Genomic DNA, 14,082 nt, shown 5'->3' on the forward strand with positions numbered 1-14,082 from the left:
CACCTTGTCCGCTGTCGTGTGGTGCGCGACACCGCGGGCCTAGCGTCGATTGGTCAGGGCCGGTGACGATTGAGACGTACCTGGCCTATGTGCTGGCCGCCTTTGTTGTGTTGATGATACCGGGCCCCAGCACGATCCTGGTCTTAAGCTACACGCTGTCGGAGGGTCGCCGCGCGATCCTGGCGATCGTGGGTGGCGTGGTGGCCGGCGACCTGGTCTCTATCACCGCATCGCTGGCCGGCATCGAAATCCTGATCGAGGCGTTTCCGCCGCTGTTCGACGTGCTGAAGTGGTTCGGCGTCGTCTATCTGCTCTATCTGGGCTACCGCTGCATTCGCCCGGCACACGCCGATCCTTCGATCACGGTCGAGCACGCGGGCATCCCGAAGAGAACGCTGTTCATACGCGGTTTCGTGATTACGGCTATCAATCCCGAAGGCCTGGGTTTCTTTATCAACTTCCTGCCGGAGTTCATGGATACGTCGCGTCCCCACGTGCCGCAGATGGTGATCCTGATCGCGACCTATGTCGGTCTTGCGGTGATCGGCCGGCTTATCTATGCCTTCGGCGCCCAAGGCGCGCGGGGACTGTTGTCGAGCGACCGGGCGCAGCTGTGGGTGCGCTGGGGTTCCGGCGCTGTCATGGTCGCGATTGCCGTGTGGTCGATTTTCGCGTTGGGCACTGGCACAAGCGTCACGTGATCGGCCGTCAGTCCGCGCGACCGGCATAGATGAGCGAGCCGCCGAGGACCCCTGCCCGCAGGCGATCCAACAGGCCGCTATACAGACCGAGCACGTGATTGAAACCGTCGGTGCCGACGTGCGCCACGATTGCTTCTTTCTTCGCTTCGATCTTGGCGACCAGGGCGATGTACCAGCCGATGTAGGCATCATCGATCGGCGTGCTGTCGTGCAGCCGCCAGCCGGCTTCATCAAGCAGACCCTCAACCCCTTCGCGCTTGACCGGCTGAGGAAGAAACGGACCGCCGGCATCGATCAAGGGATCGCGCTGGTAGGCGCCGGTGTCGACATAGTCAAAGATCGCGAGCGTAGCGCCGGGTGCGGCGACGTCGGCCAGGGCGCGCAACCCGGCCGGCTGATCGGGCAGGGCGTAGAGCACGTTGAACATGGTGATGACGTCGAAGCGGCGGTCGAGTTGGCCCGGCGCGGCGACGATGTCTGAGGCCAGGAATGTCGGGCCGGGATGGGTCTGGCGCGCGCCCTCGATCGCGCGCGGCTCGATGTCGAATCCGGTGACCCGGCCCCAGCCGTGGTCTTGCAGATAGGCGGCCGTGCCGCCGAGCCCGCAACCGGCGTCGAGCAGATCGCGGTCGGGATCCCTGGCGATCGGCGCCATGGTCAACTCGATCGCCTCCTCCTCGCCGGCATGGGCGTAGTCGCCGTCGCGCACCAGTGCCAGCACCTGCTTGCCCTTGAAGGAGTTCATGGCGAAAGGAGCGGTCATCGGAGCCTCAATTCGGTTATCTGGACCTTGCGCGCGGCAGCCTAGAGCAGATCGCACTCAATCTGCACCGCCTGCGATCCGTTCTAGTCACGCCGCCGGCCGCGACCAAGCCCCGCATCCCGGAACCCGCCTTTGGGATCAGCACCGGTAATCCCGGCGGCCGCCGCACGCGTGTTCGAGGGCCCTGATTCAGGCGGTCCAAACGACGCTGTCACATTCGAGGTACTCATAAAGGGTAGGCAATTTGCATCGCATCACAGAAACGTTACCTGTTACATCACATAACATATGGCAGGACCAATGCCCTAGCGTCGCAAATAGCAAGCATTTCTGCCGTTTATCGTCCACCATGCCCGATCGTGTGTCGAAGTGTGACAAACGCCACACTCTCATTCTATACAACTTATAGTTTGTAGAGACTAACCCTTTGGAAATACTACATACTCCCAACGGAGGGGGCGGTCCCTGACAAAACGCGTCGCAGAATAAGGCGCGGAGGAGACCGCAAAACCTCATCGGTGAACAGGGTGGAAGCTGCAAGAAGGGCCACTGATTGGGCGATTTAGCCCCGTGCAACGCGATGGATCAACGCGGGGTCGGTCAGTCAGCCTAAAAACAACGGCCTTATGGAGTCATGGCAAATCATGAACCGTCTTACCCAAAAGTATAGCTCTAAACTCGTCGCCGGCGTCGCCGGTGCTTCCTTCGCGTTGTTGTCGGCGACCGCGTTGGCGACCGGCCCGTCCGGCCAGACCGATTCCGCTCTGGTCGAGATCGGCATCAACAACCTCTACAACATCGAGGGCATGAACGACATTCTGTTCGGCGTCTGGAATGGTCTGGGCGACGAGAGCCGCCAGGATGACGTGTGCGTGTGGACCAACGTGCCCAGTGGTTCTTACAACGTCACGGTGACCTCGAGCACCGGCGGCTACACGCTGGACAGCGGCGCCAACCAACTTCCGGTCAGCATTTCATGGGCTGGTGCGCCCGGTCAGACCACCGGCACCGTGCTGACCTATGCCACGCCGTCTTCGTTCACGACCACGGCCACTGCGCCTGACTGTCCCGGTGCCGACACCGCGACGTTCATCGTCGATATCCTCGCGACTGACCTTGCCGCCCAGCCGGCCAGCGCGACGGCGTACTCGGCGACCATGACGGCCACGATTACGACTGGCCCGTAACCAGGTAGGCCCCGGCCGCAGGCCGGAGAAACGTGAGCGCTGTTTCGGACATAGCGGCTTCGTTGCCGCGACGGATTTTACCCGAGGCAGCGCTCATCGGCCTGCGGTTGGGCGCCCTTGCGCTTGTCGTGATGGTGGGGATCATGACATCAACCGAAACATTCGCGGCGAACTCGCAGTGCGCCGGACGGTTTCGTTCGTGCGCCGATCTTGAAGGGTTCACCGGCGACACGTTCACGATAACCTGGAACGGCGGTAACAACCGCAGCGCCGTGAGACGGCATTGCGCGCTGTCGAACCGGCCTTTCTTTTTCCGCCAGATCGAGGTTGTGGCTGTCGGCCAGGGTGCCGGCGGGGCATTCGAATTGAGCGGACCGGGCGGCACGGTTCCCATCATCGTCCAGTACCGCAACCCGACCGGTGGAAGCTGGGTAACGCTGACGCCCAACACGCCGCGAAACTTCCAAAGCTTGACCGAAGCGCAGTTCGACATTTGCACCAGTTCTGGCACCAACGCCGGCGGGCAACGCCTGCGCATCCGCATCATTGACGACGATCTGGAGAGTGTGCCCGCCGGTACCTATACCGGACGCATTCGTCTGACCATCAACGCGCCGTTCGGCGCCGGCACAGACACCGAATCGTCGGGGCTGATTACGGTGGTCAGTCCGCCGCTGATGAACTTCATCCGCTTGAAGAACAACTTCAACTTCGGCGTCTGGGACGGTTTCGGCAGCGAGACCAATGCCGATACCAGCGTTTGTGTGTGGACGAACAACCGCCCGAGTGTCGGCGCGCCAGCGACCTATCAGGTGACGGCGATGACGGCAGAAGGCGCGTTCGAAGTCCTGTCCGGCGGCAGCCCGCCGATCCCATACTCGGTCTATTGGGCCGGCAGCGGCGGCGTCAGTTCGATCGGTAGCGCGACACAACTGTTCTATGGCGCGCCGCAACAGTTCACGACGACGAACGATTCCGAGAACTGCGCCGGCAACTCCAACAACGCAAGCATGCTCGTGCACTTCGATGAAAGCGACCTGGGCGCTGCCCAAGCGGCTGCCGGCACCTACCAAAGCACCGTGCTGATCGAAGTCGCGATTCCACCGTGATCAGCCATGACGGAGCGCGGGGTAACATACAAAGGACGACGCAGCCGCTACCTTAGGGTGGCTGCGCCCTTGGTTGCGGCGGTAATGCTGGCGGCCGCCGGCTTGGGCGTCGTGCGCAGCGGCCTGGCGGAAGAGATATCGATTGCCGCCGACCTCGACTATATGCCGTCACTGGAGACGTTTATCGCCCTGATGCCGATCCCCGAACCGATCACACCTGATCAGTCGACAGGTGCGGTACCGGCCGGCTTCGAGAACCTTATCGAACCGCAGACCAACGTCATCGACGTCTATTACAACGGTCGGATTTTGACATCCGCTGTGGCGACCTATGCGCCCGGCTCGATTACGTTCGATGATCCCGACGCGATCGTGGACTTGATGGAAGATGTCGACAAGCGCGCCGCCGTCACGGCCGCCCTGACCGGACCGTTGAAAACCCACGGCGATCTGGTCTGTCTTCCCGGCGAGACATTGGAAGACGAAGGCTGCGGCGTGTTGCAGCCCACCGTCGCCGGCGTCGTTTTCGACCGCAACGCATTTCGCGCTGACGTCTTTGTCAACGGCACCTATCGCGCCGTACAGGGCAGCATCGGCGCGCGATACCTTGAACCAAGCGATGGCGACCCTGCGGTCCTGAGCTATCTGAGCGGCATTATTTCGGGCGGTGATCAGCAGACAAACGATTATGACATTCTGAACCACACTATTCTGGGATTTGAAGACAACCGTGTCGTCAGCGACCTGCTCTATGACAACCGCGACGGCTTTTTCCTGGATCAAGGGCAGTTCATCTCGGACCAGGAAGCGTGGCGTCTTCAGGGCGGCCTGTTCCGCACCGCGCCCTTGGAAGCGGTCGCTCAGGAAAAGATGATCGGCGTAGGCATTGGCACGCAGCTGGATTCCCGGATGGACCTGGACCTGGTCACCGGCACGCCGCTGGTTCTGTTCCTGCCCGTACGCTCCAAGGTCGACATCTTTGGCAATGGGCGTCTGCTCGCCAGTCAAACCTATGATGCCGGCAATCAGGTGCTGAACACTGCGACGCTGCCACCGGGCTCCTACGAGGTCACGTTGCGCATTCAGGAGATCGGCGGCGGCACGCGGGAGGAAACGCGGTTCTTCGCCAAGACGCCGGAGCTGCCGCCATCGGACGCGCCGACCTATGTGTTTCAGATAGGCCAGTTGATCGATGACGACGTGCAAGGGCGCGACGGTGACTTGATTGGCGATGTCACTTCGACGCATCTGTTCCGCGCCGGAACGGTGCATCGCGTTGACGATCAGACCGGATGGTTTGCCGACCTGATGGGCAGCACCGATCAGGTCTTGTTGCAAACAGGCGGCGTTTTTCTGGACGAGTCGACGCGATTGCAGGGCGGTGTCATCGCGACGACCGAACAGGACTACGGATACTTCCTGCGCTACACTGACCGGTTCGACAATCTGGGCATGAATTTGTCGCTGCGCCAGATCTTTGCCGGCAAAACCAGAGAGTTCCGCGACCCCGACATCTTCGATCCCTTCATCAACGATTCCCAACAGTTCAACGGCGCTCTCAGCTATCGTTTCCCGGACTGGAGCACGACAGTCAGCATGGTCGGCAGCTACAGTGTCGAGGACGATCTGAAGGCCTGGTCGTTCGGCCCGCAATTCACATCGCAAGTGTTCTACGAAGATGGTCTGGACATCCAGTGGACGGGCAGCGTCACGCAATCCGACCGCGAGTTCCTGGCGTTGACGCAATTACGCTTCTCCTATGTCGTCGACAACTGGACCTATCAGGCTGCGCTTGGCTACCGCCATTCCGACCCGCGTCCGAACGACACATCGGACAACGGGTCCGGACCCGAGGGCGACGTTCTGGTTGTGTGGGACGATCAGGATCTGGTCGAGGGCGACCTGTCTCTGCGCGCAGGCGCGGTGAAGAACGTGTTCGAGGACTCGATCTATGCCGGCGGCGACTATGCCAACGACATCGGCCGTGTCGGCTTCGACTACGAGACGGCATTCCACAGTGGCGGTTCGTTCACGACCTACGCCGGCAGTTTCGACGTCAATCTAATCGGCAACCCCGACGGATTCGCGTTCGGTGGACCGGCATTGACCGAAAGCGGCGTCATGGTTCTGCTTGACGGCAACACCGATCCGGATCGGACGTTCCTGATCAATGTCGATGGCGATCCGCAGGACAAGATCCGTTTAGGGGAGAGTGTCTTCTTGCCGCTGCCGCCCTACGCGACCTATGAAATCTCCCTGACCGACGATACTGAGGGGTTTGTTCATCTCGATCGCGATAGCCAGCTGCTGACGCTGTTCCCCGGAAACGCTGTTTCCGTCCACTTCAGGGCCGACGAGCTGGTGGCCATATTCGGCCGCATAGTCAACGAGTTCGGCGACCCGGTCGCCGATGGACGCATCGATGGCGCCATTGGCATTGCGTCGACGGATAGCTCTGGCTTCTTCCAGACCGAAGTGACGACGGCGCGCCGGCTGGCCGTTACACCGCCCGGCGAGGCGCCGTGCGCGGTGGACTTGCCTGAATTGCCGGGTGAACTCTATGCCGATTTGGGTGTGCTGACCTGTGAGCCGATCGATGAGAGCACGTTCGCTGCCATCGTCGAGATCGCCCAGGACATTGAGGGCAACACCGACGACTGATGTATTCCACCGCATAGAGGTGGCGCGATGACCTCAACTACCGCCTAATCGAAGCGCGCTACGCAGGCGGTAGGCCCTCTTTCGCCAGGCCGTGGCGCAGCACTGGACTGCATTCGGCGAAACCTTCATAGCGGGGCAGGCCGTCTGCGATGTCGAACCAGGGAAGCGTTCGGGATCGAACGAATGGCCGGTCGGCAACAGGACGTCCGGGTTGTCGAAGGTTGAGATGTAGAACTCGACGATCGGGCCCAGTTCGCCGCCGTCGCCCTCCCAGGTTAGCGGCGTGTCGCACGTGCCGCAGAACGCGCGTCCGACGCCCGGCGAGGACGCATAGATTTTGTGGGCATCGCCGCTGAACGTGACCTGGTCGGCATTGTAGCCGGCCAGCGTTACGACGGGGCCGCCATTGTCTATGCGGCAGCTATGGCAGTGGCAGTGCTGGACGCCGAATGTCTTGCCGGTGGTCTCGTAGCGCACGGCGCCGCATATGCAGCCGCCGGTCATCGTCATGTCCGAACCTGTGATCACCTCAAGTCGAACTTGGTCTTGCCGCAACTCAGCCGGTCTCGCCACTTTCCATCAGTTCCAACCAGCGCTCCTTGCTGGTAATCGGCTCGACAAAGCAGCCGGGCGCGTCGTGATCGGCGCAGCAGCGTTGCAGCTCGGCAATGTCGTGCTCGTAGATCTTGTTCCATTCGGTTAGCGGCAGCACGTTGCCCGGCGGCATCCAATAGGCATGCGGGTAACTTTGCGCCCAGTCGCTGTAGACGTCGGGCGGGTACTCCTCGATGGTGCCAGGCCGCGCACCCAGGCGTCCGTGCGGCGCTTGGCCGACCGATTGCATCATCTTGGCAGGCTGATCGCCGAAGGTCGGGATCTCCATTTCCTGGCAGGTGTTGAGCGAGCCGATGCGATGACAGCCGACGCATGTGTTGCCGCGCGTGGCGATGCTCTCCGGCTTCGGCCAATCCACAAACGGGCCGCCGGCATCAACCGAATGAAAGCCCCAGGGGTCGGCGGGCAGTTCGCCGTTCTGGGCGATCCACGGCGTGCGCATCCAAGGATCGCTGTCGTGGCAGTAGATGCAGCCGTGATCGGCGACTTGTTGCGGCGTCGCCCATAGATCGGCCGCCGCAAGCTCGCCCTCCGGCGGTTCCAGTTCGGTCGGCGGCGGCACGCGCGTGCCGAGCTCGCCGTCCGGGTTTTCGCCGAAGTTTTTCGAGATGAAGAAACAGGTGCTGCCCGTCTTCACGTTGTGCATGATCATTTCGATTGAGTCGAAGCGCGGGTCGTTCTCGTCGCGGATGTACATGCGCCGGCAGAATTGAACGAGCTGCACGTCGCCGTCTTCGAACGCGGAGAAGCGCGTGTAGGGCGCGCACTGGCCATCGGTGTAATCGGGGTAGGGCAGCATGGCCGGGCGGTCGCAGCTCATCTGGCTGGTGTACTCCTCCGGCACCTCACCATTGACGGTGATTGGCACGATGTCGAGGTCCAGACAGTTGAAGACCGGCGCGTCCATGATCAGTTCGGCGCACTCGTTGGCGTAGTCGTGCAGGGTGTAGTCATCTTGCGCCGCGGCCGTGACAGAGAAGCACAGACCGACGAGAGCAGGCAGGACCAGGAGACGTGCGGGGTTCATGGCTGATTGCTCCTTCGCCTCACGTCGCCAGGCCGGGCGTATCCAGAATCACTTGCCTGATCGCCCGGTGATAGCGCACATAGCCGGTGCACCGGCATATGTGCTGTCCGACCGCCGCGTCGATGGCGTCGTCGACCCGCTCGCGCGGTATCGGGCTTCTCGTGAGTTGATCCATCAGCGCGTAGGACGCCATCAAGAACCCCGGACAGCAGTAGCCGCACTGGAACGAGAAATTCTCCAGGAACGCATGCTGCAGGGGATGCAGGTCGTTCCCGTCAGCCAGACCTTCCACAGTCGTGATGACCCGGCCGTTAACCTCACTGAGCGGCGTGGTGCAGGCGCGCATGGCGACCTCGTGAGCACTGGCCCTGTGCGCCACCGATACCGTGCAGACCCGGCAAACGGCAATGCCGCAGCAGAACTTCGTGCCGGTCAGACCCAGCTCCTCGCGCAGGAACTCGACCAGCATCATGTTGGCGTCGATAGAGGGCCGCGTGACCTGTTCACCGTTGAGCGTGATATCAAGATTGATTGTCTCCATCATCCTCTCCACGCCTCGCGAACCTTGTCGGCGGCAATTGGCAGGTCATAAAAGCGAACGCCGGTCGCATGGGCCACGGCGTTGGCAATCGCCGGGGCAACGGCGACCATGGCGACCTCGGCAATGCCGCGTGCCGGCGCGTCGTCGGATTCCGGCGGCAGAATGACCTTCTCGACGTTGTGCAGCGCGACGTCGCCGGCCAGCGGCACGTGATAGCGGTTGAGGTTCCAGCGCCCGTTGCCGGCGCCCTCCTCATAGGTTGGCAGGTATTCCAGGAGCGCTTGACCGACACCCATGGCGAAACAGCCGTCCAGTTGGCCCTCCATCAGGTCTTCCTGCAACACCGTGCCTGGTCCGATGTAGTGGACCGCGTCAAGCAGGGTGACGGTGCCGTTCTTGCGGTCGACCTTGACCGCGGCCAGACAGGCGGAGGCGCCGAAGTTCTGGCCGTTGCCTTCCCAGATGCTCTCGACCGTGAAGAGCTTCGGGTTCTGGCGGTCGATCAGTTCGCGATCCGTCTGACCGCCACGCAGAACAGACAGCGCATCAATCTGCCAGCGGAACGTCTCGTCGCCGACCGTGTAATCGGCTTCGATCCAGCGCCCGCTATAGAACGCGTGGATCATGGCGGAGACGACGTGGCCGTTGTCATGGGCATGCTTGGCGAGCGTCGCAAGCGGAATGGGATCGAGCCCGGTTGCCGAGAGCTCGCCGCCCTGCCAGCTGACATCGGTAATGCCGACACCGGCCGATGTCGCGCCCCACATGTCACGCGCGGCCGGCAGCAGGCCTGTTTCCAGCAGCACCTGGCAGGCCATGTGCACACCGTGGACCCATTTCGACGACGTTGACGCCGCCTTGGTCGACTCATGAACCAGCGGTGTCCAGCGTGGGTTTTCCGGGTGTTTTTCGAAACTGCCTTCCAGTTCCAGCGCGTCGAACGGCGCCAATATGCCGGTCTTCACCTCGGTCGCGTTTGCGCCCAGGAACTTCGCCGTCGAAATGGCGAGCGTCGTCGCGGTGCCGGTGCCCATGTCGATCACGTTGGTCGTGACGGTGATCGCACCGTCGGCGTCGAAGGCAACCTCATCCAACGCGGCATCGGCGCCGGTGCCGTAGTTTTTCATGCCCAGCGCAAAGCCAACGCCATAGGCGGCGTCCGCATTCGCGGATGCCTGTTTCTTTTGATCGCGATCAAGCCACAGACTGTGCTGCGAGGCATGCACGCACATGTCCCTGAGGCCGGGCGGTGCGTGCGGCGCGCCGGTGACGATTTCCTGGTCGGGGGCGAGCACGTTGCGCAGTCTGAGATCGATGGGGTCCAGCCCGTTTTTCAGGGCCAGCTCATCGATCATCGACTCCATTGCGAAGAGACTCTGCACCGTGCCGAAGCCGCGCATGGAACCGGCGATGGGCGCGCGGGTGCGCCGCGCGCGCGACCAGATGTCGGCGAGCGGAATGTCATAGGCCCCGGCACCGTCCAATGCTGAAACCTGCGCCACATAGGTGCTGACATTCCGCCGGCCGCCGCCGTTGAGATAGATGTGATTGCGCACCGCCTGCAACAGGCCGTCGTCGTCGACGGCCAGCGTCAGGTCGATGCGCGCGGCATGCCGTTTGACGCCGGACTGGAACTGCTCGAACCGGTCATAGGCGATGCGGATCGGCCGGTCGCCGTAAGCCGCGGCGAGCGCCAGGAACAGGCACAATGTGGAGGTGTCGCGTCCACCGAAACCACCGCCGGGATAAGCGGCGAACAGGTTGACCGCCTTGACGTCCAAAGGACAGTCGGGATCGGAGAAGATCTCACCGGCGGAATTGACATCGTAGCTCGGCGATTGTGTGCCGATCATCATGTGCAGGGTGCCGCTGTCGCGGTCGAGCCAGCCAAGGCCGGATTCCGGTTCCATGAACATGGGGTCGACCGTCTGGGTCGTGTAAACGTTGCGCAGCACGCTCCAGCCGACGGATGTAGGGTTCTCCAGCCGCTCGCGGATGTAGTCGACCCTGGCCATCGCTTCCTTGTCGCGGTCGGATTCCAGCTTCTGGGGTCTGACCGGGCCGCCATCGACCTGGGAAAAGATCTGCTGGCCGCGCGAGACCGCATGGATGACGCTGGTCTCCGGTTCATAGAACGTGTCTTCGCGGTTCGGTTCCTCCGGACCGGCAACGATGCCTTTGTTGTGCAGTGACCGGATCGCGCGGCGCGCGCGGTCCATGGTGTGATAGTCGTTGTAGTAGAGCAGCGCGACGGCCTGACCCAGATAGTTAGGCACCTTGCCGGGCTCGACCAGATAATTGCCGGCCGGGAAGTCGACCTCAGCGATCGCGATCTTGTCGCGCACGAGATCGGCGCCGGTGACAACGCGCGTGGGTTTCAGATCGTCGGGCAGAGGATCGAGATCGAGGCCGATCAGCTCGCGATTGGCAAACGGTGTTCTGATGACCAGAACCACGTCTTCTTCCTGCGGCCATCCATCCATGTCCCAGGCGCGGAAGTCGCGGGCGTAAATCTTCTGGCCCGTGACCTTGCGCAGACCATCGATGCGAAAGCGCGCCTTGCCGGGACCGGCCTGCCAATCAGGTGGCGGCACCATATCGGCGGCTTGTGCGTCTGATCCGAAGTTAAGATGTGGCAAAACGCTGATGCTGAGCGCAATGCCGCTGGAAGTTGCCGCTAAGAATTGGCGACGTGTCGCGTTGATGCCCATGCCCCCCGTATCCCGATGTTTGGGCGCTTCAGCACATCGGTGAGTACGGGGTACAAGATCGGACGACCCCGACTCTTGATTGATTAAGACTAGCATTCGCATCGCTGATGGATCAACGTTATGCGCGGCGGCATGACAGAGATGACATCTGGCCGAAAACCGACACAGGGGGCTGATCGGTGAGGGTGCCGAGTCTTTCGATCTACAAGGTACTATCGAAAGGTGTGGCCAAGGCAGGAGCGGCGTTTGGGCGCTTTAGCCGACTGGTCATCGGTGCAGCCGTTCTTGCTGTCGTTCCAGAGATCTCCGGCGTTCAGGCCGACATCAACCCGTGGATCAAATCGACCGTCTATGATCCTCAGAAATGGGATACCGCAGGCCCGGACACCGCGACGCCGTGGCTGCATCCCCCGCCGTGGACGGCGGATCAGGGATGGGGCGTTCTGGGCGGCGATTTCGATGCGTCGAACGTCACCGGAAGTTGGGGCGGTCTGCGTGACCGGCTTGTACTGGATGGCATTTCGATCGGCGCGGCCTATTTTGCCCAGCCGGCGGCCAATGTCGCGGGCGGTCTTGACGAAGGCACGTCATGGCGCGGCGATCTGGGTGTCGCCACCTATCTCGATCTGGAACGCCTGATCAATTGGAGGGGCGGATTTTTCACCGCGTCGTTTTCGTACAAGGACGGCAGCGACAGCCTGACGCCGCGCTATGTCGGCAACCAGTTTCCGGTGCAGCTGCCGTCGTTCGACGATGATGGTGCGACGCGGCTGGTCCATCTGGCCTTCGGCCAGCAGTTGTTCGACAACAACGCGGAGCTGGTCGGCGGACGCATCATCGCCGGCGAGGACTTCGCGACATTGCGTCTGGCCTGCACGTCGGCCAATCAGGCGATATGCGGCAACCCGATCGCCGGCGCGCAGAGCATCTCTTTCCCGTCTTATCCGAGCGCGACCTGGGGTGCGCGGCTGAAGGTGAAGCCCGGCGACGACTGGTATGCGCAGGCAGGCGCCTATCTGGTCTATCCGAACTTCCGCGACTCCGACGATCACGGTCTTGAGTTCGGCGCGCCGGCCGGCCACGGTGTTCTGGCGCTGGGCGAGTTCGGCTATCTGGCCGGGGGCCACAGCGGCGGCGATGGCCTGCCCGGCAAGTACAAGGTCGGCGGCTATTACGACGGCGAAGACCTGACCGACTTCTCGACTGGCATGACGGAGGACGGCACCTGGGGCGTCTACGTCATGGGCGAGCAGATGCTCTATGCCGAGGACGGCAGCTTTAGCGAGGGACTGTCGGCCTTTCTGGCCTTGAGCTATGCCCCGCCCGACGTCAACCGGATCACGTTCATGGCGGCCGGCGGTCTAAGCTACAAGGGACCGTTCGAGAGCCGGCCCGATGACGCGCTGTCCCTGATCGGCGCTTATGGCGACTTCAGCAGCGATCTCTCAAACAGTCAGGTCGCCGCGGGCCTGTTCAGCCAAAGCGGTGAAGGGTTGCTGGAAATCAACTATCGCGCCCAGCTCGCGCCGTGGATCTTTGTCGAGCCGGACGCGCAGTGGATCATCAACCCGAATGGTCAATCGAACATTGATGACGCGCTGGTGCTGGGGGTTGCGTTCGGCGTCGTCTTCTGACCCGCTTGCAGTTGGTCAGACCCGTCCTGGATCTTGCGCCAGCAATCAGCGTGGAACCGCTATTGGGCAGCTTATCTAAGCCATCCACGTCGACGGATTGCCAACGCGGCGGTGAACACGGTCAATCCGCGTCGGCCTGGCGCCGCTGCCATTCGTCGGCGACATCGCCCATGGTCTTGGGCTTGCCGTCTTTGATCCATTGCATGAACAGGCGATCGAAGCGGAACGCGGGGCCGCACTGGTCAGTCAGGAAGCGGCGGACGTTCTGGGTGTTCTTGTAGTTCGCGGTGACCGGCGTGTCGCGCGTTATGGTGTCGCTATGCCAGTCGAACCGGCTCAATAGGTGCGTACCTCGGTCTCGCCACCGCTGGTGACGCGATACTCGGCGGGCGTGTCGTACGCCAAATCGACCTGCCAGGTGCCGCCGGGATAGACGCGTTTGCTGGGCAGTTCGACGCAGCCATTGCCGGCGGTGTCGCATTGCTGACCATAAGCGAACTCGACCATGGTGTTGCCGCTGTTCTCGATCAACAGCATCTGGCCGCTGCGCTGCACGTTGAACTCCGGCATCAACTCCTCAGGGCGTACGATCACCAGAACGCCATAAGCAATCAACATACGGATCATGGTGGTTTGTGTATCCTCTTCGCCCAGCACCGGTTTGACCGTTACCTGAAACACGCGGTCTCCGGCATCTGGACGCTCGATTACCGCCATGCGCACGACAGCACGTTCGCCCGCGCCAAGTACCATCTTGCTCGGCGAAACAAGGAGCCCAGTATCTTCCGGCGATCGGTGTTCGATCTCCGTTTGATCTGGCATGCCCGGGTTGATGAACTCCTTAATTTCGACCGCGACATACATCGTCTCGTCGCCGTTGTTGGTGACTGTGAGATCTCTGCGATTGTCCGGTGCGCTCATGTCGACGATCATCTCTGACACGGACAGCTGAGCTTGCGCCGACCCCATCGGCATCGCGGCGAGCGCCATGGCCGCGAATGCCAGGGCCGCCAGGGCGATCTTCCAGTCTCCGAGAACACGCGATTTCATCGGTACTTATCCACCGGTCAGTTGTAACTGTATTTAGAGAGATTAAGGTCGCCCGGACTCGGTATCAATCAACGACTGACGCT

At 62.0% G+C, this 14,082-nt stretch carries 12 protein-coding genes; 5 read left to right on the plus strand and 7 right to left on the minus strand.

The genetic code is table 11. From position 1 onward, the window contains the following. The first annotated feature begins 62 nt into the window (after positions 1-62). Positions 63-701, plus strand: a complete 639-nt coding sequence (locus AAF563_11715) for a LysE family translocator (protein MEM7121938.1) — start codon at positions 63-65, stop codon at positions 699-701. Between the two features lie 7 nt (positions 702-708). Here AAF563_11715 and AAF563_11720 read toward each other — a convergent pair whose 3' ends face one another. Continuing rightward, complete coding sequence (locus AAF563_11720) at positions 709-1,464, minus strand: class I SAM-dependent methyltransferase (protein ID MEM7121939.1); 756 nt, start codon at positions 1,462-1,464, stop codon at positions 709-711. 644 nt (positions 1,465-2,108) lie between these two features. Between AAF563_11720 and AAF563_11725 the strand changes: the two genes are divergently transcribed. The 3 genes from AAF563_11725 (at position 2,109) to AAF563_11735 (ending at position 6,421) form a co-directional block, all read left to right on the plus strand. Continuing rightward, positions 2,109-2,651: a hypothetical protein gene (locus AAF563_11725; GenBank protein ID MEM7121940.1), complete on the plus strand. Its 543-nt coding sequence runs from the start codon at positions 2,109-2,111 to the stop codon at positions 2,649-2,651. Positions 2,652-2,794: 143 nt separating this feature from the next. Beyond that, positions 2,795-3,760 carry a hypothetical protein gene (locus AAF563_11730; protein MEM7121941.1) on the plus strand — a complete coding sequence of 322 codons (966 nt, stop codon included), beginning with the start codon at positions 2,795-2,797 and terminating at the stop codon, positions 3,758-3,760. A gap of 69 nt (positions 3,761-3,829) precedes the next feature. Then, complete coding sequence (locus AAF563_11735; GenBank protein ID MEM7121942.1) at positions 3,830-6,421, plus strand: TcfC E-set like domain-containing protein; 2,592 nt, start codon at positions 3,830-3,832, stop codon at positions 6,419-6,421. 33 nt (positions 6,422-6,454) lie between these two features. Here AAF563_11735 and AAF563_11740 read toward each other — a convergent pair whose 3' ends face one another. From AAF563_11740 to AAF563_11755, 4 genes are read right to left on the minus strand one after another with little or no spacing between them, the layout of a single operon-like run. Next, positions 6,455-6,931: a GFA family protein gene (locus AAF563_11740; protein ID MEM7121943.1), complete on the minus strand. Its 477-nt coding sequence runs from the start codon at positions 6,929-6,931 to the stop codon at positions 6,455-6,457. Positions 6,932-6,977: 46 nt separating this feature from the next. Continuing rightward, positions 6,978-8,063, minus strand: a complete 1,086-nt coding sequence (locus AAF563_11745; GenBank protein MEM7121944.1) for a hypothetical protein — start codon at positions 8,061-8,063, stop codon at positions 6,978-6,980. Between the two features lie 19 nt (positions 8,064-8,082). Next, a complete protein-coding gene (locus AAF563_11750; protein MEM7121945.1) occupies positions 8,083-8,604 on the minus strand; it encodes a 2Fe-2S iron-sulfur cluster-binding protein in 522 nt (173 codons plus the stop codon). After that, entirely contained in the window at positions 8,604-11,315 is a 2,712-nt protein-coding gene (locus AAF563_11755) for a molybdopterin cofactor-binding domain-containing protein (GenBank protein MEM7121946.1), read from the minus strand. The genes AAF563_11750 and AAF563_11755 overlap by 1 nt, the downstream gene beginning before the upstream one ends. A 179-nt stretch (positions 11,316-11,494) precedes the next feature. Here AAF563_11755 and AAF563_11760 point away from each other — a divergent pair, with 179 nt between their 5' ends. Beyond that, entirely contained in the window at positions 11,495-12,949 is a 1,455-nt protein-coding gene (locus AAF563_11760; protein ID MEM7121947.1) for a carbohydrate porin, read from the plus strand. A gap of 121 nt (positions 12,950-13,070) precedes the next feature. On the opposite strand, the gene AAF563_11765 is transcribed toward AAF563_11760, so the two are convergent. Continuing rightward, a complete protein-coding gene (locus AAF563_11765) occupies positions 13,071-13,289 on the minus strand; it encodes a DUF6434 domain-containing protein (GenBank protein ID MEM7121948.1) in 219 nt (72 codons plus the stop codon). After that, positions 13,286-13,999 (minus strand): fimbria/pilus periplasmic chaperone, encoded by a 714-nt coding sequence (locus AAF563_11770; GenBank protein MEM7121949.1) that lies wholly within the window; start codon positions 13,997-13,999, stop codon positions 13,286-13,288. The genes AAF563_11765 and AAF563_11770 overlap by 4 nt, the downstream gene beginning before the upstream one ends. Positions 14,000-14,082: the final 83 nt, after the last annotated feature.

Source organism: Pseudomonadota bacterium (assembly GCA_039028155.1).
Lineage (GTDB): Bacteria > Pseudomonadota > Alphaproteobacteria > SP197 > SP197 > JANQGO01.